General features: G+C 56.0%; 22 protein-coding genes. 17 read left to right on the top strand and 5 right to left on the bottom strand.

Annotated elements, in window-relative coordinates; translation table 11 throughout:
- Positions 1-14: 14 nt before the first annotated feature.
- From FPV09_RS08290 to FPV09_RS08280, 3 genes are read right to left on the bottom strand one after another with little or no spacing between them, the layout of a single operon-like run.
- Positions 15-1,952 carry an NEW3 domain-containing protein gene (locus FPV09_RS08290; protein WP_148883048.1) on the bottom strand — a complete coding sequence of 646 codons (1,938 nt, stop codon included), beginning with the start codon at positions 1,950-1,952 and terminating at the stop codon, positions 15-17.
- Positions 1,952-2,950, bottom strand: a complete 999-nt coding sequence (locus FPV09_RS08285) for an ABC transporter permease (protein WP_148883047.1) — start codon at positions 2,948-2,950, stop codon at positions 1,952-1,954. The genes FPV09_RS08290 and FPV09_RS08285 overlap by 1 nt, the downstream gene beginning before the upstream one ends.
- Positions 2,947-3,870 carry an ABC transporter ATP-binding protein gene (locus tag FPV09_RS08280; RefSeq protein WP_148883782.1) on the bottom strand — a complete coding sequence of 308 codons (924 nt, stop codon included), beginning with the start codon at positions 3,868-3,870 and terminating at the stop codon, positions 2,947-2,949. The genes FPV09_RS08285 and FPV09_RS08280 overlap by 4 nt, the downstream gene beginning before the upstream one ends.
- Positions 3,871-4,075: 205 nt before the next feature.
- On the opposite strand from FPV09_RS08280, the gene FPV09_RS08275 reads away from it, so the two are divergent.
- Together FPV09_RS08275 and FPV09_RS08270 are read left to right on the top strand one after the other, a co-directional pair.
- Positions 4,076-4,651 carry a hypothetical protein gene (locus FPV09_RS08275; protein ID WP_246112254.1) on the top strand — a complete coding sequence of 192 codons (576 nt, stop codon included), beginning with the start codon at positions 4,076-4,078 and terminating at the stop codon, positions 4,649-4,651.
- Positions 4,652-4,660: 9 nt separating this feature from the next.
- Complete coding sequence (locus FPV09_RS08270; RefSeq protein WP_148883046.1) at positions 4,661-5,188, top strand: hypothetical protein; 528 nt, start codon at positions 4,661-4,663, stop codon at positions 5,186-5,188.
- Between the two features lie 68 nt (positions 5,189-5,256).
- Here the strand turns inward: FPV09_RS08270 and FPV09_RS08265 are convergent, their stop codons facing one another.
- Positions 5,257-5,889 (bottom strand): HdeD family acid-resistance protein, encoded by a 633-nt coding sequence (locus FPV09_RS08265; protein ID WP_148883045.1) that lies wholly within the window; start codon positions 5,887-5,889, stop codon positions 5,257-5,259.
- Positions 5,890-6,013: 124 nt separating this feature from the next.
- On the opposite strand from FPV09_RS08265, the gene FPV09_RS08260 reads away from it, so the two are divergent.
- The 10 genes from FPV09_RS08260 (at position 6,014) to FPV09_RS08215 (ending at position 13,682) form a co-directional block, all read left to right on the top strand.
- Positions 6,014-6,529: a YkgJ family cysteine cluster protein gene (locus FPV09_RS08260; protein ID WP_148883044.1), complete on the top strand. Its 516-nt coding sequence runs from the start codon at positions 6,014-6,016 to the stop codon at positions 6,527-6,529.
- A 72-nt stretch (positions 6,530-6,601) separates the two neighbouring features.
- Positions 6,602-7,162 carry a hypothetical protein gene (locus FPV09_RS08255; RefSeq protein ID WP_148883043.1) on the top strand — a complete coding sequence of 187 codons (561 nt, stop codon included), beginning with the start codon at positions 6,602-6,604 and terminating at the stop codon, positions 7,160-7,162.
- 30 nt (positions 7,163-7,192) lie between these two features.
- Positions 7,193-7,699 (top strand): PUA domain-containing protein, encoded by a 507-nt coding sequence (locus FPV09_RS08250; protein ID WP_148883042.1) that lies wholly within the window; start codon positions 7,193-7,195, stop codon positions 7,697-7,699.
- A gap of 157 nt (positions 7,700-7,856) precedes the next feature.
- Positions 7,857-8,879 carry a hypothetical protein gene (locus FPV09_RS08245; protein ID WP_148883041.1) on the top strand — a complete coding sequence of 341 codons (1,023 nt, stop codon included), beginning with the start codon at positions 7,857-7,859 and terminating at the stop codon, positions 8,877-8,879.
- A complete protein-coding gene (locus FPV09_RS08240) occupies positions 8,876-9,646 on the top strand; it encodes an ABC transporter permease (protein WP_148883040.1) in 771 nt (256 codons plus the stop codon). Before FPV09_RS08245 ends, FPV09_RS08240 begins: the two co-directional genes overlap by 4 nt.
- Complete coding sequence (locus FPV09_RS08235) at positions 9,643-10,062, top strand: hypothetical protein (protein ID WP_148883039.1); 420 nt, start codon at positions 9,643-9,645, stop codon at positions 10,060-10,062. The genes FPV09_RS08240 and FPV09_RS08235 overlap by 4 nt, the downstream gene beginning before the upstream one ends.
- On the top strand, positions 10,059-10,715 hold the full coding sequence (locus FPV09_RS08230; RefSeq protein ID WP_210411121.1) for an ABC transporter ATP-binding protein: 657 nt from the start codon (positions 10,059-10,061) through the stop codon (positions 10,713-10,715). The genes FPV09_RS08235 and FPV09_RS08230 overlap by 4 nt, the downstream gene beginning before the upstream one ends.
- On the top strand, positions 10,672-12,291 hold the full coding sequence (locus FPV09_RS08225; RefSeq protein ID WP_148883038.1) for a PEGA domain-containing protein: 1,620 nt from the start codon (positions 10,672-10,674) through the stop codon (positions 12,289-12,291). Before FPV09_RS08230 ends, FPV09_RS08225 begins: the two co-directional genes overlap by 44 nt.
- A 99-nt stretch (positions 12,292-12,390) precedes the next feature.
- Entirely contained in the window at positions 12,391-13,137 is a 747-nt protein-coding gene (locus tag FPV09_RS08220) for a KaiC domain-containing protein (protein WP_148883037.1), read from the top strand.
- 20 nt (positions 13,138-13,157) lie between these two features.
- The gene (locus FPV09_RS08215) at positions 13,158-13,682 is read left to right on the top strand and encodes a hypothetical protein (protein WP_148883036.1); all 525 of its coding nucleotides are present in this window, start codon (positions 13,158-13,160) and stop codon (positions 13,680-13,682) included.
- A 6-nt stretch (positions 13,683-13,688) separates the two neighbouring features.
- On the opposite strand, the gene speD is transcribed toward FPV09_RS08215, so the two are convergent.
- On the bottom strand, positions 13,689-14,114 hold the full coding sequence (gene speD, locus FPV09_RS08210) for an adenosylmethionine decarboxylase (protein WP_148883035.1): 426 nt from the start codon (positions 14,112-14,114) through the stop codon (positions 13,689-13,691).
- A gap of 333 nt (positions 14,115-14,447) precedes the next feature.
- On the opposite strand from speD, the gene FPV09_RS08205 reads away from it, so the two are divergent.
- From FPV09_RS08205 to FPV09_RS08185, 5 genes are all read left to right on the top strand, one after another.
- Positions 14,448-15,362 (top strand): protein translocase subunit SecF, encoded by a 915-nt coding sequence (locus FPV09_RS08205; RefSeq protein WP_148883034.1) that lies wholly within the window; start codon positions 14,448-14,450, stop codon positions 15,360-15,362.
- The gene (locus tag FPV09_RS08200; RefSeq protein WP_148883033.1) at positions 15,359-16,882 is read left to right on the top strand and encodes a preprotein translocase subunit SecD; all 1,524 of its coding nucleotides are present in this window, start codon (positions 15,359-15,361) and stop codon (positions 16,880-16,882) included. The genes FPV09_RS08205 and FPV09_RS08200 overlap by 4 nt, the downstream gene beginning before the upstream one ends.
- Positions 16,882-17,574, top strand: a complete 693-nt coding sequence (locus FPV09_RS08195; RefSeq protein WP_148883032.1) for a potassium channel family protein — start codon at positions 16,882-16,884, stop codon at positions 17,572-17,574. Before FPV09_RS08200 ends, FPV09_RS08195 begins: the two co-directional genes overlap by 1 nt.
- Positions 17,575-17,721: 147 nt before the next feature.
- Positions 17,722-18,033 (top strand): V-type ATP synthase subunit H, encoded by a 312-nt coding sequence (locus FPV09_RS08190; protein WP_148883779.1) that lies wholly within the window; start codon positions 17,722-17,724, stop codon positions 18,031-18,033.
- A 2-nt stretch (positions 18,034-18,035) separates the two neighbouring features.
- Positions 18,036-20,015: a V-type ATP synthase subunit I gene (locus FPV09_RS08185; protein ID WP_148883031.1), complete on the top strand. Its 1,980-nt coding sequence runs from the start codon at positions 18,036-18,038 to the stop codon at positions 20,013-20,015.
- The last annotated feature ends 5 nt before the right edge of the window (positions 20,016-20,020 follow it).

Genomic DNA, 20,020 nt, shown 5'->3' with positions numbered 1-20,020 from the left:
AATGGAAAGGGAGATCAGCGCCTTCCGTATCTCCTCAGCAGGAGCCCCAGCACCAAGAGCGCTCCGAGGATTATGGCCAGCCCCAGGTACGTCTGACTGCTTCCCTTGCTCACGGTAACCCTGATGCTTGCCTCCTTAGTTTTCTGGTCGCTGATGGCGTTGAGGGTGATGAGATAGTCCCCGGCATCCACGTTCTCGGGAACCGCCACCTCAATTGTGAACTCTACCTCATCATCCCTCCTCAGGGAAGGCACTTTCCGCGGCTCCACCTTTACGTTCCATCCCTTGGGAGCCTTGACTTCTAGCCTGACATTGGTCAGCGGGCTGGTGCCCGTGTTATATACCCTGACCGTGGTCTTCGCCTCGTCTCCAGCGTCCACCTTCAAACTGTACCGTTCTAGAGTCACCGTCAGTCCGTAGCTGCCGGTCAGTTTTGCCGTGAGGTTTATCTCCCGCTCTTCCCCGCTCCCAGCTGAGGCCACACGGAGGGTTGAGCGGTACGTTCCGAGCTCCGCCGTGTCGGGGGGTATCAGGAGCACGTAAAGTTTTTTCTCTTTCCCCGACCTGACGTATGCGCTGGTTATCCCCGTGTGTGATGATGGGTCTTCCACCACCATCCCACCCCAGTTTTGCGGCACGCTTAGGCTCAGTGAGTACGTATCGTCCTCTGTTCCGAGATTTTTCAGGGTCACTTCGTAGGTGAAGACCCTTCCGAGAACCTGACTCTTCGACGGCTCAGGAACACTGATGTCCATGTAGTAAGGCAGTCTGCGCATGCTCACATGGAGTTCCTTTCTCCTGCCGGCCTTTATCTCAACGTTTTTCTCGACCTTGCGGTAGGATTCCTTCGAGACCCTCACGGTGTAGTGCCCCTCTGGAGCTTCGATTGAGGCGGTCCCATCGGAAAGTGTCTTTGCTTCCGTCACAGTCTTCCCGTTCCGAAGGAGCTCCACCTTGGCACCGGCCACGTAGGTTCCTGAGCCTTCATCCGTGACCCTGACCGAGAGTGTGCCGTTTTCACCGGCGTGGGTTTTGTTCACGTAGACTCCAAGCGTCTCCTCGGCATTCCCAGCCTTCACTTTAATTTCATACTCGCCGACGGATGCGTCGCTGGGCACGCTGACGACTACATCTACCAGGGCCTCTCCTGAAACCTTAACTGCCCGCACAGGCTGTTCACCGGCCATGAATTTCGCATTCCAGCTCTCGGGGACTTCTGCGCTTAGCGGCAGTATGGCGGGCGTTGAAGAACTTATGTGAAGCTGGAAGGACACCTTTTCACCGGCTTCAACTTCCTTTACCGGATAGTTGCAGTAAATATCTACTCCACTCGCCTCAACGGTAACGATGAGCCTCAACTCGCTCTCCCCAGCGTGAAGGGTTACCGGGAATTTACCGGTTCTCTGGGATGTTTTGACAACAACGGTCACCTGGGTGCTCTCTCCTTGTTGGAGGTAAACTCCATTGATTTCCGAATCTCCTGTTGTTATCTTGGTATCCCATCCTGCAGGGGCGTCTATGGAGAGGGGAATAAAAGCGTCCTTCCCCTTGTTCTTTATCGTTATAGTGAAGGTCACCTGTCCCCCAGGTTTGGTTATCTTGCTGGGGAACTGGGTTTCCAGTGCTATGTTGCCGGGGGGACTTTCTACGCGGATATCGTCGCCGGAGAGTATGATATGAACCGCACCCTCCTCTGGCTTAAGGCTGCCCGCCGTCATGTTCAGGCCTTCCGTAACCTTCACAGTGTCCCCGAATGAGAGAACATACGTGGTTCCGTTTATCCTGAAGGCGGCTTTCCCATCGCTTGAAAAGTCCGCGAACTCTATGGGAATCCCGTTGACCGTCACGCTCTGCCCCACGTGAAGGGTTAGGCTGATGGTTTCAGCGGACGCCGCGGGGACGGCCAGAAGGAGGAAAAAAAGGACTGCCGTGAGGGCCTTCTTCATCTCCATCACCTTATTTCCGCCCGTACGAATCCAAGGTATGCCGCGACAAAGCCTATTATCAGATACGCCAGCAGGAAGACGATTTCCCTCTTGGCGAAGGACAGGCTCTCGGCCAGACTGTACGTCGGCTGTTCGGGGCCCTCAATTCCCGGGGAATACATCGCGTCCTTCCAGGATTGCGCGTGGGGATTGAGCACGTACTCCGATATCTGCTGGAAGTCCGCCCTTGGGGACAGGCTGCTGACCGTTTCGATGGTGTCAAAGTATTTCTTGCTCCACTCCTGTATCAGTTCGTCGTACTCCTCCCACAGCTTTTCCTGTGCCTGCAGTTCCTCCAGGGTCACGTTCTCGGAATAGTCTATGAAAGCCCCTTCCGGTGGCTGGGGCTGTGGTCCTGCCACGTGATCTGCCACGATTGGCGCCACGGCTTCAAACACCACCGTGACGGCCAGGAAGAGAACCAGGGCGTACATCAGGGCGCTGCCGCTGGACTTGGAGTGTGCCGAAAACGCAACGGCTATTCCGAAGAACACCAGCAGGTACAGGTAGGCAAAAAAGAAGTACACCGCCAGTCTGGTGATTGCAGTGCCGTCCACTGTGACCCCCATCCACATCAGCGTTCCTAGAACGACGAGGAACGTTATCACCACCGCCACCGCCAGTGTCATGGCGCCCCCGAGGAGTTTTCCTAGTATTACCTGATCCCTGTAGACCGGATGGCCCATAAGGACCTTGAGAGTCCTGTTCTCCCTCTCACGGGTTATCGCGTCAAAACCGAGTGCGAGGGCGAATATTCCCCCGATGAGTCCCAGGTAATATGTGACCCCCCACATGACTTCGTAGACCTTTGGACTTTCCCCTTCCATGCCCCGCCACGTCATCATGCCTGTCTTTACCTGTGCCAGTGCGAGCAGGGTTATGAGAAGCAAAAATCCAAACAGAACCAGAAAACGCCTGCTGGTCATATAGTCACGGAACTCCTTGCTCGCTATTGCCCCTATCATTCTTCCTCCCTCCCGTAAACCAGCTCGAGGAAGACCTCCTCCAGCGTTGGTTCATGCAGGTGAACATCGATGACGGTGTAGCCCATGCCCGTTAGTTCCTCTACCAGCTCCTCTCTGATGTCCCGGGATGCGTAGACGGTCAGTCTGTTGCTTCCCGCTTTGCGCCACTCTATCACTTCGGTGTTCAGGTCATTAAGAACGAGCGGCTGCTTTGTTTCCACCGTTATAAAGACCCTCCCCTCAATGAATTTCCGCTTTATCTCCTCCTGGCTGCCGCTTATGAGGAGTTTTCCCCCGGATATTATCCCTATCTCATCGCTTACCTCCTCGACCTCCGGGAGGATGTGGGACGAGAAGAATACCGTCTTTCCATCTTTCTTCAATCTGCGTATCAGTTCCCTCATTTCCACAGCGCCCCTGGGGTCAAGACCGTTGGTCGGTTCATCGAGGAAGAGAACCTCCGGGTCGTTTAGAAGAGCCTGGGCCAGCAGAAGGCGTTGCTTCATACCGGTGGAGAATCCCCCCACCTTTCTATCCGCGGCGTCTTCGAGTCCCACAAGCTCGAGCAGTTCCCTTGCCCTCTTCTTGGCATCTTCTTTGGGAATCCTGTAAAATTTGGATATGTACATGAGGTTATCGAAGGCCGTCAGATTGGGGTAGAGTCCGCCCTCCGCGGGCATGAACCCGCTTATCCTTTTGACCTCCACCGGCTTTTCCTGAACATCTATCCCTGCCACGTAGGCCCTGCCCTCCGTTGGCTGAATGAGGCCCAGGAGGAGAAGTATCGTCGTTGTTTTTCCCGCCCCGTTTGGTCCCAGAAATCCGTAGACAGTCCCTTTTTTCACGGTTAGGTTTAGGCGATCCACGGCGGCAATGCCGTCATAAACTTTCGTGAGGTTTTCAGTTTCGATTATGTTCATCTTAATCACCCAACATAGTAGGGAACTCACTTTAATATAAGCGTTTTGGTTTGGATGGGTGAAGGTAAACAATACTTATTTCGTACGTTGTTTTTGTGATGCGTTGATTTGCTTTAGTGTTTGTCCTTAGGGGCAAGATAAAACATTTTCAGTTCAGTAAATCTTTTAAGCACCGCTGAACAAGTATGGACTGGGGTGTGTCTGAATGGAGAAAGGTGGTAAACCCCGAATATCATATGAGACAACCTTCAGGGTGAAGGTTCTCATCCTGACCCTCATCTTTGGAATCGCTATATTCATGATAGTCTATTACCCCATCATCTCCCATCAGGTTGACCCGTTTAAAGTGGAGTCCCCCAGGGGCCAGATACTACTGGCCAGGAATTTCTCCATCGGGGGAACCAACTACACGAACGCAGTTCCGTTCACCGCCGAGAACAACGCCCTCGTCCTGGGGGGAAGCGATGAACTGGACGAAACCCTCACGATCTCCTTGTCCACACCGCAGTGGTGCGCTGACCTGTGGGTCTGGGGAGGCTCGGCCAATGGCTGGGTGAGGAAGTACGATTGTGCGAGGGAGCTTCAGCTGAGCAAGTACGCCTTCAACAGGGTTCCAACCCACGAGGCCAAGGAGATAGCCCGCTGGAGCCTGGAGCCGGGATACGTCCTTGTTTTCCACAAGAACGGTCCGGTTCAGAAATATGAGCTCGTCAACTTCACCGTGACTTACGGGGGAGAAAGGGATTGGGGAGCCTTCAAAGTGTCCTTTAAAAGCTCGTGAGGTGTTCTTATGAAACTCTCCTATGAAACTGCTTTTCGTCTTAAGGTTCTTCTCATAGCATCGCTCTTCGGGCTGGTGATATTTTACATCGTGTACTACCCGATAATATCCTACAACCCGGTGCCGTACGGCGTTGCCTCGCCCAAGGGGCAGCTGCTGGTTATGAAGAACATGACGTTCGGCGGCATGAAATGGGAGAACGCCGTCGATCTGTACAACAACCTGGTTCTGAAGGGTGACGAGGACTACGGGGACTACGTGGTTCTTGATCTCAAGACCCCCGGCTGGTGCATGGACGTGGTCGTGTGGAGCGGGACCGCTTATATTAGAAAGGCGAAATGCGTCAGGAAGGTCACGATATCGAAATACACCTTCCGCATACCCCCCGGCTCCTACTGGTACCTCGACGGTTCCTACCACCTGATACTCTACAAGCCGGACGATGTTCCACAGAACTACGAGATGGTTAACTTCACCGTCACCTATGGCCCGAAGTCCGACTGGGGGGCCTTTAAGGCGGCCTATCCAAAGGACTGATGGTTAAAAGAAGGGACGGGAAAAGGAAGCGGTTTTGTTCTTTATCGTTTCTTTCGCTTTCCCTTGGCTCATGCCTGAGCCTCTGGCTTGTTCTTCATCGACCTTGCCCCGAGGGACAGCGCTATGAAGCTCGCACCGGCGACTATAAGCTCAATCGCCACGAAGATTCCTATGACCCACGGGCTCCACTCGGGCCAGTTGGCGAGTATCATGACTCCTATGAAGAAGTCTATGACGCCCGAGAAGATCACTATGCCCCCGCCTTCGGTCTTGAAGCCCATGAGAACCTTAACGATACCGAAGATGAAGTACGCGCCGCCCAGTATGAACGTCAGGATCTGGGCCGAGAGGATGGGCTCCTCCAGCATTGCCGCTCCGACTATTATGTAGAGCGCCGCCAGCAGGAGCTGAAATATCCGCGTTTCCCCGCTCTCACCGCTGGTGAACAGGGCAACGGCTATCAGAATGACACCGCTGAGTATGAGGAAAACTCCAAAGACAGCGATGCTGGCCAGGGTGACGAACGGCAGTATGCTGAGACTGACGATACCAAGAACGAGCAGAACGATTCCCAGAACCAGGTACCACTGCCAGTGCGCCATCAGGCTGGCCACCTGCTTCCTGGCCATCTCCTCCCTGTACTCCTCCGGGGTCATTGGCTTATTCTCCTCATCCCCTGCGGGTTCTTTAATCTCATCCATGGGTATTACCTCCAAAACTCTTTTTTGCAAATATAGTGTACATTTCAAACTCATAAAAACATTTCGTCGAATAGTTTTTGGAAACATCCGGTGCATTTTTAACCGGTTTTTTGAATGTAGCTCTATGAGATTCAAACCCAAACCCTTCAGGGAACCGGTGTCCTTCAGGTGTCTCTACTGCCTCGATTGCTGCAGGGGGAGGCACATCTATCTAACTCTGAATGATATAGAGAGAATAGCGGGGGCAGGTCACGACCCCCAGGACTTCGTGACATTCTCCGTTGAGGGGGACAAAATACGCTTCGTCCTCGCGGTGAGGGAGTGGGACCTGGGCTGCGTCTTCCACGACCCGGAGACCGGAAAATGCCGTGTTCACGATGCGAATCCGATAATCTGCCGCATCTATCCATTCATGGTCTCCCGCAAGCCCCTCGGTGTTGATGGAGAGATGCCCTTTGAGTACATGGGTCAGAGGCTGTGGCTCTACTACGACGAGAGCTGCCCGGGAATAAACGCGGAGGAGCCGGAAACGACGATAACCCCTGAGGAGATAGCGGAGCTCGGCCTTCAGTTCGAGAGGGAGTTCGAGAGAACGGACATGGCGGGATTCGCCGAGCTGCTCGATAAACTCGAAAGCTGACTCCTTTCCGCCCTAGTGGATGAGGCTTTCGGGGGAGGAAAAATAAATATACATACCAGACGAATGTTGATTATGGCCGACTGGAAGTCCTACCTGCTGCCCGTTCTCTTTCTCCTTCAGGCGGGGATTAACCTGATGTTCTACGGCTTTCCAGCGGTTATGTTCTCAGTCGTCATTCCTGAGGGTCTATACGGGAAGCTCGCCTGGGCTCTGTCCTTCCTTATGCTCTGCTACTTTGCCCTAGGAATACTGGCGCTCTACTACCTCTCGGCCCCTAACGTCCGTAGGGGAAAGCTCCTTGGGCTTTTGTATTTCGGCGCTGGAGCGCTGGGCTCGGTCGCGGTTCTCTCGGAGTCACTTCACGAGACGCCCCTGCTTCCGGCCATTTTTGCCCTCTGGCTGGCGCTGTCCCTCCTCGGAATGCTCCTTCTTTTCCGCGGAATCGAGGTTTCGTGGAAGCTTTCGCTCGTGGCGATGATCCTCCTCGGCATATCTGCCCTCGTCAGCGCATCTACCGCAGGGTGGGTCGTTGAGGACTACTACGCCCACGTCCACATAGGGGAAATTCCCGAGAACGCCACCGTTATCGTAGCCTACCCCGAAAACGTCAGCCCTCCGAACGGGACGGGCTAAGCTTTTAAGCTCGGTATCGAGGCTGGAATCATGGAGAGGGAACTCAGGTACAGACGCGCCTCCTCGTGGGAATACGATTTAATCCTCCGCGAGTCGGAAAAGTACGGCGAGCTAAGGCACCACTTCTTTGCCGTGGTTGAGGGGAAGTTTCGCGACGTCTACGCGGTAAACGGAAAGGTCTGGGCCGAGATTGAGGGGATGCCCCTTAAACCCTACGCCTACGGAACCTTCGTGGGCACGATAAAGGTGGACAAAAACCTGGTCGAGAAGTTCTACCCCAACGTTGAGTTCTTCTACTTTGTGAAGGTTGAGAGGAACTACGCCGTTCTAACACCCAGGGCGGGATTCCTCTTCACGACCGGTAAGGACGTGCCTAGGAGCGGCGTGAGGAGGTACGACTGGCAGGGGACAAAGAAGCTGGTGATTTACGACGAGAACGGCGTTATCCTGGGCATCGGCAGGATAAACCCCAAAAGCGGGAGGAAGTTCATACTCAACGTTACCGACATAGGAGAGTTTCTGAGGAGAAAGAGGTGAGGCCTTTCCCGATTCCTGCTTTCTCTGGGCACGTTGGTGATTGGCCGCCGTCGGGTTTTGGCGTACTTTGATGAAAGCATTTTTACTTAACGAAAATCCTTTAAAGTTTGATGACTATTAACGTCAGGAAATTTAACACAATTAAGGTGTCGAAGGAATGAGAACTGCCCTGGTGGCTGTCCTGCTGGCCTCGGCGCTCTGCTTCATATCTGTTGTGCAGGCCACGCCAACCTGGCTCAAACCCGGAACCTACGTTACCTATGCAGTTGTCGTCCCGAAGGACGCGAGGTTCGGGACGAACAGCGTCATGGTCAAGCTCGACATGCTCAACGAGCGCTCCTTCGAGGCACTCTATCCGTACCTCGTTAAGGCGGAGGGGCGAAACGTCTCGCGGGATGAGAACTACGTTACCGCCCTCTGGCCGACCGGAACCTCCTACCTCACCTTCAGGGTCCTCTCCGTGGACAACAACACGGCCAAAATCCTCGTCAGGCTTGAGCTCCACGATGTGGCGATTGAAAGGCCCGACCTCGCGAACGCGAGCGTGCTCGTGCTTTCTGAGGTTCTCACCCTCGACTTGAGGACCGGCGCCTACGTTATAAACGGCACGCCCGTTGGCAGGCCGAGCTTCTTCGTAGACCCCTCTTTCCCTCCCGGGCCCGGCGCCGTCCTCCTGAACGTCACGGTTCCGGAAGGGGGAAACTGGGTGATGAGGGTCAAAAACCTGAGCTACTCCCGTTACAGGGACTTTGAAGTCCTGACGCACCTGCGCGCCTTTCATCCGCCTTTCATCTACCTCGAATCTGACGTGGTGGGGTTCAACCTCCACGGCCCGGACTACAGCTTCTCCGGGGGCACGGCCTTCTCGGCCCTCTACGACCCCTCTACCGGCCTGATGATAGCGTCCGACATGTTCTCAACCCCTCCCGAACTCGTTCTCATGGGCGTGGTTAGCTCCACGATGGAGGACGTGAACGCCTCGCGGGCCCTCCGCAAACTCCTCGCCGAGAACTCCAACAGGCGCTGGCTCCAGGGCTGGAACCTCTACGCGACCAACGTGGAGTTTCGGGATGAGGGCCCCTTCGAGAGGCCCGGCAGTCCCCTCGTGTACTACTTTGCCCTCTCCGTCCTCATAGCCATCGCGGTTGGTATCAGGGACCTTTGGAGGTGGGTTCGATGAAAATCCTCCGCTGGGAGCTTGAAGACCCGCTCAACTTGGCGGTCTTTGCCTTCGGTTTCCTGCTCATCGGGACTTCCCTCTTCCTCAGGGGAATTCGGGTCTCAAATCACTTTATGGTGTCCCCACCCAAGGAGAGCCTCCTCTTGGCCTCCTCCTACAGAACCATGGGTATCAGCGTTCCCCTTCTCTCGGACGAAGTTTACACCGCCTTCATGCTGACGGCGGTTCTCCTGGCATCGCTCGTCCTGCGGAACGACAGGGACACGCGCTTCGCCCTCTCGCTCTACTCCCTCCCGGTGGGTAGGAAGAGGCTTGTTCTCTCCAAGGTTTTAGCCGTTTTCATAATGCTCTTCGTTGCATCTTTCGTCCCGTTCCTTCTGACCGTTCTTTACATCTTCGGCGACACAGGAAACTTCTTTCTCACGGCCTTCCTCTCAAAGGGCCCCCTTCCCTTATACCTGCTTTACTGGACACTGGCCGTTCTCTACGCGGTCGCGGTTTCCTCCCTTGTTGCCATGGGTTCCCCCAACACCTTCGTCTCGGTGATGGTTGGGCTCTCGGTTCTCTACCTGCCCCACTCGTTCGGAGTCTCTTCGTTGCCCCCGGCGGTTCTCAACTCGGCGATATTCCACGCCTACACTTCAGGCGTTTCTCCTTCCGGATGGTTCATGGAACTCCTCTCGTCCGCTTTCCTCTCCTGCGTTCTTCTCCCCCTTTTCCTCATTGCCCTGACTCTTTACCTCGCTGAAAGGAGGGACGTGAGGTGAGGTTCATCAGGCTCATCCTCTTCCTCGTCGCGGCCTTCACGCTGGTGGCTCTCGCGGTTCAGCACGCCGAGCTCTCCAAGCCCTACTCGGACTTCGCAGTTGGAACCTCCTGCTCGGTCGTCCCGTCGGCGAGGGTTCTCGTTCTCAACATGAACGGGCAGGGCAACTACTCCGTAACCTTCTACGACCCGGTGGAGGACAGGGTCATCCACTCCTCCACGCTCTTCGGTTCTGGAAGAGCAATCGTAACGCTCAACCACTCGGGCCCCTACTGTGTCGTGGTATCCTCGGAGGCACCTGCTTCCGTGGCAATCTCCGGCCGGGAGAGCTACCCGTCTTCGAGGGCCCTCTCAATTGAGTACCTCGTAGGCGGCACCTCGGCGCTCCTCTTCGCCCTCCTGGGGGTGAGGAGATGATAATCCGTGCAAAGCACCTCACGAAGCGCTTCGGCCACGTAACCGCGCTCGACTCGGTGAGCGTTGGAATCGGCGAGGGCGTAACCCTAATCCTCGGACCCAACGGTGGGGGCAAGAGCACTTTTCTTAACCTCTGTGCCGGAACTTACAGGCCGACGGCCGGAACCGTCAGGGTGTTCGGCGGCGACCCGTGGGCCGATGAGAGGGTTAGGGCGAGGTTCGGCGTTTCCTTCGACCCGCCGGCGCTACCAAAGCACAGAACAGGCCGCGAGTGGCTTGAGTTCCTGGCCGAAATCCGCGGGGGTTCAATCTCCGATATCGTTGAGGCTTTCTCCCTTGGGGGCTTTCTCGACAGGAGGATTTCAACCTACTCTGCCGGCATGTCGAAGCGCCTGAGCATAGCATCCGCCTTTGTGGGCACTCCCGAGCTGGTTCTGCTGGATGAACCCCTTGCGAACCTTGACTTTGACGCGATACCCGAAATCACCGGCCTGCTGAGGCGTTTTGCCTCCGAGGGCGTCTCGATGGTTGTCGTTTCCCACATATGGAAGCCCTTCGTCGAGTTCGCCGACAGGGCAGTCGTTATAGCTGGAGGGGAGGTGAAGCTCGATGGCAACGTTGAGGAGGTTGTTTCTGCTCTCAATCTTATTTAGCATGCTGTTCGTACCGTTCGCGTCCCCAACGCCCGTTCTCTTCGAGTTCAGCGGACGGGTGAGGGTTGGGGATTTAAACGCGACCGCCCCGACCGTGCTGAACCTGAGCACCGGGGTGTGGCCGGTTGAGCTGTCCGTCGGGAACGTCACTCTAATCTTTAACCTGAGCGTTGGCGACGTGCCCCTTGTGGTGAGGGTGGACGAGCCTCTCCTGGACGGGGCCCTGAGCGGATTCTCGACCGCGACCGTTTTCTTAGATGGGAGAAAAGTCCCCACGCCGGAGTCCGAGAAAAGCCCGTGTATGTCAGCTCCAAACTGGACCTCGGGGGAGGGTGAGACCTCGATGATGGGGCCATCAAAGCCTGTCCCGATGGAGACGGTTCTCTTCGCATCGTGCCGCGTGAGGGACTACCTCCTCCTTCCCAGCGGCCTACCGGTGGCGGTTGAGTACGCGGGCGTTAAAAAATACTGCCTCTTCAAAATTTCGGCAGATGGGGGTGGCTGGAGCTCCTACGGGGGCTGTTCCCGCCGGCCCGTTGAGAACGCCGTGGTTCCGGTTCAGGTGAGAATCCTCTCGAAGCCGGCCAACGCCACCGTTTACGTCAACGACTTTCACCTTTTCGGGGAGTGGTTTACCCCGATGAGGCTCTACCTCCCCTTCACTCCAGAACTGAGCTCTTACAGCATCTCGCTCGGCGCTAACGGCTACCCCTTTGTCTCTGGCGTCGTGGTTTCGGAGAAAAATCTCACCGTCTTCGCAGACCTCTCCGCACTGTCACGGGTGGTTTCGGTTCATCCGGAGAAGGGAACCCTCAAAGTCTCGACGAGGCCCTCCAACGCAAGTCTGGCGATTTTTGCGGGAAATCGGAAGGTTTTCTCCGGCAGGAGTCCGCTCAGGCTGGCCCTTCCCGCCGGGACGTACACCGTCAGCGCCTCTCTCCCGGGCTACGGGGGGATTGTGAAGAACGTGACGGTTCCGGTCAACGGAAGCGTCTCGCTGAACCTGACCCTCAGCCCCCTGCCGGCTGAGCTCAACGTTACCACCGTCCCGTTGGGAGCGGAGGTGAGGGTCGGGAACAGAACGTGCACCTCTCCCTGCTCCCTGAACCTGACCCCCGGTGTTTACAACGTTTCGGCCTCCCTTCGGGGCTACCTTCCAAATTCCACTCTCGTTCTACTGTCCCCGGGGGATTTACGGAACATTTCACTGCAGCTCGTACGGAGGCCTATCCTCAGAATCCTAACGTCGCCAGGGGGTGCCACCGTCACGGTTGGCGAAAAGAGGTGCCTCACACCCTGCAACATCTCCCTGATACCCGGTAACTACAGCGTGACCGTGGAAAAAGAAGGTTACGAGAAAGTCTTTCTCATGGTTTCCCTTCACGTTGGTGACGTGACCATGGTTAATGTTTCCCTGAGGGAAAGGCTTCCCCTCACGTCGTCATCCGAAACGGCCTCTCATGAAACCACCGGGACGGTGCCACGGTCTGTGGGGGGAGATTGGGAACCAGTGCTGGCAGTTCTTGCATTGCTAATTGTTGCGGCTCTGTTTATTAAAATACGGAGGGGAGGCTAATCTTGAGTCGGAACAGTTCCCTAATTCCCCGTAACTTTTTTAAGGTCTTGCCCCCATGAACTAATTGATAACAAAAAGTAACTAAAGGGGTGATGCCCGATGGTGGGGAGGGTGAGGACGGGCATCCCCGGGATGGACGAGGTTCTTCACGGCGGAATCCCCGAGAGGAACGTCGTTCTCCTGAGCGGCGGTCCGGGGACAGGGAAGACCATATTCAGCCAGCAGTTTCTGTGGAGCGGCATTCAGAACGGCGAGCCCGGCATATACGTGGCACTGGAGGAGCACCCCCTTCAGGTCAGGGGGAACATGGCGGGCTTCGGCTGGGACGTGAGGAAGTACGAGGAAGAAGGCCTGTTTGCGATGGTGGACGCGTTCACCGCGGGCGTGGGAAAGAGCAGGGAGTACGAGAGGTACATCGTCCACGACCTGACGGATATCAGAGAGTTTATAGACGTCCTGAGAACGGCTATCAAGGATATCGGCGCCAGGAGGGTGGTGATAGACTCCGTCACTACCCTCTACATTAACAAGCCGGCGATGGCAAGGAGCGTTGTCATGCAGCTCAAGCGCGTTCTGGCAGGCCTCGGAGTTACGGGCATACTCGTGAGCCAGATAAGCGTTGGTGAGCGCGGCTTTGGAGGGCCGGGCGTTGAGCACGGTGTTGATGGCATAATAAGGCTCGACCTCGATGAGATTGACGGCGAGCTTAAGAGAAGCCTGATAGTCTGGAAGATGCGCGGAACTAGTCACAGCATGAGGAGGCATCCCTTCGAGATAACGGACAGGGGAATCGTCGTTTACCCAGACAGGGTTCTCATGAGGAAAACAGTTGTGGAGCTCGATTAAAAACGGGAGGGGGTGAGAGAATGGAGGTCCCGCTGAACCCCCTCGGGAGGGAGGAGATACACAGGCTTGAGAGCGTGCTCCTATTCGCTACCCTCTTCAGACCGGAGGTCATAGGGCTGATTAAGGACCCGGCAGAGAGGCTGACCTGGGTGGACAGCTTAGCGGTCGCCGCTGGAGCCATAGCGAGGGAGAAGGCGGGAATGACAGTAAGTGAAATCGCGGAGGAACTCGGCAGGACTGAGGCAACGATAAGGAAGCACCTCAAGGGCGAGACCAAGGCCGGTCAGCTCGTCAGGGAGACCTACGAGCTCATAAAGCGGGGCAGGCTCGACGAACTGGCCAGAAACATTGAGGTCCTTGCCGAAGGCGGCCGACCGGCTGGGTTTGAGGAGTGCGAGAAGCTTAGGAGGGAGAACGAGGAGCTTAGGGAGCGAATCATGGCGCTCGAGGAAAAGAACCGCGAGCTGGTTGCGAAGCTCGAGAACGTCAAGAGAATACTGAACGATGCACTGGAAACGGTAAAAGAGATAGAAAAGCTTTTATGAGGCCTCTTATTCCTTCCCGTTCTTTCTGAGGGCCTCTTCCCACGTCATTATCATGTGGGTGTAGGTGTCGTCGTCCTCCTCTATTCCGCGCTTTATCTCCGAGACGTGGGCGTATTTGGCTTTAAACTGCTCAAGTATGTAATCGACGGCCTTCTCCGGGTCGGCCTTGGTGCCGCAGGTGTAGACGTCCAGAGCGGCATAGCCCCTCTCGGGCCAGGTGTGAACTGAGATGTGACTTTCAGCGACTATGACGACGCCGCTGACACCGGTCGGGGAGAACTTGAAGAAATAGCTTGACTTGACCTCCATATCGCTGACCTTCGCCGCGTCGAGGAATATCTGCCTTATCCTGTCAGCGTCACCTAGAACCTCAGGATCGCAACCTGCCGCTTCGACAACGTAGTGGAACCCGATGGTCTCTATCTCGCTCATGGTCTCTCACCTCTTGTTGCTCCTATTACGTACCCTTTTTAAAGTTAAGCCCTCAAGAGGGGAACTATGGGCGGGCCGTTCTGCCGTTGAACTGCTCTGAATTGGCCTGGAATGCATTGAACTGTTAAATTCTGGCTGTTATTGAAATTTTCCGAAAGCTCCTGGGGGATTGGGCTTAGTCCCGATTTGAAGGCTATTTCATGAATTAAGCCCCCTCTCCGCCCCCGTTTGGTCTGCTCATCGCTGGCCATTTTCAGGCATGAACCACTAATTTTAAAACTCATGCTTCCAACTAACGACAAGTTTTGCAAAAACTAACGACGGGGTGAAGGTATGTCGAAGCCTAAAACTAAGGCAAAGCCCACGGCCGGTGACGCCGTGAGGGCAAGGAAACGAAAGAAGCTTGGCTTTCTGGCCGAGATGGAATACAAAAGAATGATCCTGTATCCGTTGGTGGTATTCCTTGTGGCTCTGATTCTGCTCGCGGTTAACTTCCCCACGCTTGGAATAGACCTCCAGGGCGGTGTGGTCGTCACCGCCTATGGAATCGATGCGAACCCCGATGAGCTCGCCAAGACCCTGAGCGCCCAGCTGGGAGTGGACGTGAGGGTCGAGAGCTTCACCAGCGTTGATACCAGCGGCATCAGGGTTTACGCTCCCGTCGGTACTGACCCCGCTGAGATAATAAATGTACTGAAGCACGACTATCCAAACGCGGAGTACACCCACAGCGAGGTTCAGCCCACCTTCGGTAAAATCGCCCAGCAGCAGGGAATAAGGGCCCTCGTCTTCGCGTTCCTGGCTATGGCTGTGGTGGTGTTCCTGTTCTTCAGGAACCTCGTGCCGTCGATGACTATAATCTTCTCGGCCCTCTCGGATATGGCAATAGCCGTCGCCCTCATGGGTCTCTTCGGCATTGAGCTGACAACGGCCACGATAGCTGCCCTGCTCATGCTCATCGGTTACACCGTTGACAGCAACATCCTCCTGACCACCAAGCTCCTCAGGAGGAAGGAGGACAGCGTGGATGAAGCATACCTGAGCGCGGTCTCTACCGGATTCACGATGAGCACAACCACCCTCGGCGCCCTGCTCGTGCTCTGGATCATATCCACCAGCCAGACCATCGACAACATAGCCATCGTCCTCATCTTCGGTCTCCTCGCGGACTTCATGAACACCTGGGTTCTTAACGCCGGCGTGCTGAAGTGGTACCTCTCAAGCCAGGCAAGGGGTGGTAGCGAATGAAGAGAAGAACCCGGAATCTCCTCCTCAACTGGAGGATAATCCTGCTCATCCTGTTCCTCGTGGGCTCCGTGGCTACTCTGGCCTTCAAGCCCCTGACGTATGGAATCGATATATCCGGTGGTGTTGCCCTCGTCGCCCAGACAGAGCACCCCGTTGACAGCGATACGATGCAGCTCGTTGTCAGCTCGCTCCAGAAGAGGCTCAACACCCTTGGACTGAGGGACATCACCGTCGAGGCGCAGGGAGACCAGATAGTCCTCATCAAGGTCGCCAACGTTAGTACCGCAGAGCAGGCCAACCAGATAAAGTCCGTCATCGAGAGCCAGGGTGTATTCTACATGGAGTTCACAGGGACCGTGTTCGGAACCGGCGAGGACGTTGAGTACGTTGGAATCTATCAGATAAAGCCAGATAACAGCTGGGCTGTCCCGTTCAGGATATCCAAAGGCGCCGCCGAGAAGTTCGCCGCGCTGGCCAAGGGCAAGGTCGGCTGGCCCGTTGACATGTTCCTCGATCCCCCGGTCAACTCCCTGATGGTGGTTCCGGACTCGGTTTACAGGCTCATGAACAGCACGGACTTCAACGCCGAGGCCCCGAACGCCCCGACCCTCATGGAGAGGATTGGCCAGGCCTTCAACGTAACAGTCGTCGCCTACGCCAACCAGAGCGCGGATGAGATAGTCAAACTCGCGGAGGGCAAGGATAAGATAGTTCTCGTCGATGTCCCGCAGGACCTGCAGACCCAGCTTGAGGACATGAACATCACGGTTCGCTATATTCCGAGGGCCCCCGGTGAGAGCGATCACGCCCTCGTGGTCAGGGTTCTCGGGCTCTACGGCCCCTACTCCCTCGGTGAGGGCCTCACGGTGGGTGAACCTCAGCAGGACGTTCAGATCACAGGAACCGCCCCTGACAGGATGACGGCCGAGCAGGAGGCCAGCACGATATACACCGTTCTCAAGAGCGGTTCGCTTCCGGTCAAGCTCAACGTCGTCGGCATGGAGTTCATATCCCCGCGCCTCGGGGAGAACTTCAGGACCCAGGCCCTCTACGCCGGTCTCGCCGCCCTGATAGCGGTGCTCCTGATCGTGTACTTCCACTACAGGAACTGGAGGATTGCCATCCCCGTCGCGAGCACCAGCCTCTTTGAGGTTGTAATAATACTCGGCTTCGCGTCCCTCATAAACTGGAACCTCGACCTCCCGAGCATCGCGGGTATCATCGCGGCGATTGGTACCGGCGTCGATCAGCAGATAGTCATAACCGACGAGCTCCTCAGCGGTGAGAGAAGCACCAGGATAACCAGGCGTGCCAGCGTTCTCAGGAGGATGGGAAGGGCGTTCTTCGTCATCTTCGCCTCCGCGGCGACGACCATAGCGGCCATGAGCTTCCTGCTGGTTTACTTCGTCGGAACGCTCAAGGGATTCGCTTTCACCACCATACTCGGCGTCCTCATCGGAATCCTCGTCACCAGGCCGGCCTACGCGGAGATAGCAAAATACCTGCTCGGTGAGGACTGATGTTCGTAGTGATAATGGGCGCAGGAAGGGTCGGTTTCCTCGTCGCCAAGATGCTCGAGGAGGACGGCCATGACGTCACCATAATCGAGATGGACAAGGCGAGGGCCAAGGAGCTCTCCCTCCTCATCAACGGGCTGGTTATTGAGGGCGACGCGACCGACCCGAAGACCCTCGAGGAGGCCAACATCAAGCAGGCGGACGCCTTTGCAGCTTTGACAGGCAAGGACGACGCCAACCTGCTGGCCTGCATACTGGCAAAGCACCTGAACCCCAAGGTGAAAACCTCCCTCAGGCTGGGGAACCCCAAGAACAGGCGCATCTTTGAGGAGGTAACCGACCTCAAGCGCTACTTCGACTTCGTCATCAGTCCTGAGGAAATAGCGGCGGAGTATATAAGCAGGAACATAGTCACGCCGGGCTTCGACCGCGTCCTCTTCCCGAAGGAGGGCGCCGAGATAGTCCGCTTCACCATCGACGAAAACAGCGAGATAGCGGGCAAGTACGTCCGCGACCTCAAACTGCCCAGGGACGCCCTCATGATAGCCGTTTACGACGAGAAGGGCAACCTGATAATTCCGTCCGGCGACACGAAGCTCCCAGAGAGGGGTCAGGTCATAGTCTTCGCCAAGAACAGCATACTGGACAGCGTGAAGGGTCTCCTCGAGAGGAGAAAACCCGACAATGAAAGTTAATATGACATTTTTTTCAACTTTTATGTCCATCTCTGTTCTTTCCTCGTCATATCTTTGGTGTGGGGGCCAAAAACTATTTAAACCGGTTAGGGAAGCCAAAAGCGACGTGTGAGGAAACCTGTTTTCAGGGTCATTGGGGGGCTAATCATGGAGGACGTCATCAAGCAGATTGTTGATGCAGAGAAGCAGGCCGAGGCACGCATTGAGAAGGCCAAAGAGGACGCCAGGGAGATAGTGCTTAAGGCCCGTGAGGAGGCCAAGCTTCTCGAGAGGGAGATTATACGGAACGCTGAGACTCAGGCGGAAGCCCTCGTCGAGAAGGCCCGCGCCGAAGGCGAGGAGGAGGCCAAAAAGGTCCTCGAGGAGGGCAACGCTGAGATAGAGGAGCTCAAGGTGAAGGCCACCAACAACTTTGAGAGGGCCATCTCGGCTGGTATAGCACTCGTGAGAGGGAGCTGACGATGTTCAAGCCTGAAGAGATGGTCAAAATAGAGGTCATCACGCTCAACCGCTACAAGGACAGTCTTCTCACCTACCTCCACGAGAACGGCGTGATCGAGATAAGGGAGCTCAGCGTTGACGTGGCCCAAAAGGACTCGCCGAACGAGTACCACAGGAAGGCCGCCTCGTACAGCATAACCATATCCAGGCTCGTCGATTTTCTCAAGGCGTATAAGAAGCAGACCGGGGGCGGCATAAGGGAGTTCATCTTCCCGAGTGAGAGGGCGAAGAAGAAGTACCGGTACGAGGGAGTGGAGAAGCTCATCAAGGACGTTGAGGCGTTCCTGGCCACGGTCGAGCCCGAGATAAAGGCGGTTGAGGGCAAGATAACCTCCACCCAGACCGAGATCGAGAGGATAAAGAACGACATCGCGATTCTTGAGCTGCTCTCCGTGCTCAACCTTGACGTTTCGTACCTTAAATCAACGGGCATGCTCGAGATAATCGTAGGAACCATTGACAGGAACAAGTTCAGGCCCCTCGTTGAGGAGGTCGAGAAGGCCACGGAGGGAAGGGCCGTCGTCGTCTCCAAGGAGTTCAAGGACAAGGTTCTGGCGGTCTTCGCCTTCCTCCGGGCGGACTATGAGAAGGCCAACCCGATACTCGCCAAGTACTCCCTCGAGAGGCTCGAGGTTCCCGCGGGGGAGGGAACGCCGAAGGAGCTCATAGCGGTTTACGAGGAGAAGCTCCGCGCCAAGGAGGAAGAGCTTGAGAGCGCCAGGAAAGATGCCGAGATGCTGGCAGAGAAGTACTACGACGACGTCGTCTTCTACCAGGAGCTGATGGAGAACGAGCGCGACAAATCCACGGTGCTTCCGATGCTCGCCAGAACCAACATGACGTTCGCCCTCGTCGGCTGGCTCCCCAGGGCTGATGTCCCCAGGGTTCTCGAGGGAATAAAGAGGGTTACCGAGAACAAGGCCTACATCAACGTCCGCGAGCCGAGTGCGGAGGAGCTTGACGAGATTCCGATAAAGCTCAGGAACCCCGGCTGGGCCAGGCCCTTCGAGATGCTCACCGAGATGTACGGCGTTCCCAAGTACGACGAGATAGACCCGACCCCGATAATAACCTTCACGTACTCGTTCTTCTTCGGATTCATGCTCACCGACTTCATGTACGGTCTCATCATAGCCATAATCGCAGCGCTCCTCGTCAAGGGACACAGGAAGTTCAACGACGGCACCTACAAGTTCTCCTACACACTGCTCATCAGTTCGTTCTTCACCATGATCATGGGCGCCATCTTCGGCAGCTACTTCGGCAACGCACTCGATTTAGCTGGATTCACCGTCCCGCGCGTCTGGGACACCTTCCAGGATGCCCTAGTGGTGCTCCAGCTTGCTCTCGCGATAGGCATAGCCCACCTCTTCCTGGGCTACACCCTGGGCTTCGTGGTCAAGTTCAAGAACGGCGACAGGAAGGGAGCGGTGCTCGATCAGTTCTCATGGATGCTCATAATACTTGGAATAGTCACCCTAGTGCTCGGAAGCGGCAGCCCAAGCGCCGGGACGGCTGGCAAAGTCCTCTTCGGATTCGGTCTGGTGCTCTTCGCAATAGGGGAGATAGTCAACAACGGCGGGCTGGCGGTGCTGCTGATAATCTCGGACTTCTTCGGCTTCGTGGGAAGCTGGCTCAGCTACGCGAGGCTGATGGCGCTGGCCCTAGCGACGGCAGGAATAGCGATGGTCATCAACATCCTCGTGCAGATGGTCTGGGGTGTAAGCATAGGCCCCGTTCCAATAGGCATAGTCATAGGTCTCATACTCTTTGCCGGCGGCCAGCTGTTTTCGGTCGCCATCAACGCCCTCGGAGCGTTTGTCCACTCGCTCCGTCTCCAGTACGTTGAATTTTTCGGTACGTTCTATTCAGGTGAAGGTAAACCCTTCGAGCCCTTCAGGGCAAAAAGAGAAGTGTCTGAGTTGGAGTTTGAAGCTTAAGGAGG

Source organism: Thermococcus aciditolerans (assembly GCF_008152015.1).
Taxonomy (GTDB): domain Archaea; phylum Methanobacteriota_B; class Thermococci; order Thermococcales; family Thermococcaceae; genus Thermococcus; species Thermococcus celericrescens.
Note: the sequence above shows the minus strand (reverse complement) of the source record. Positions and strands in the feature narration are given on the sequence as shown.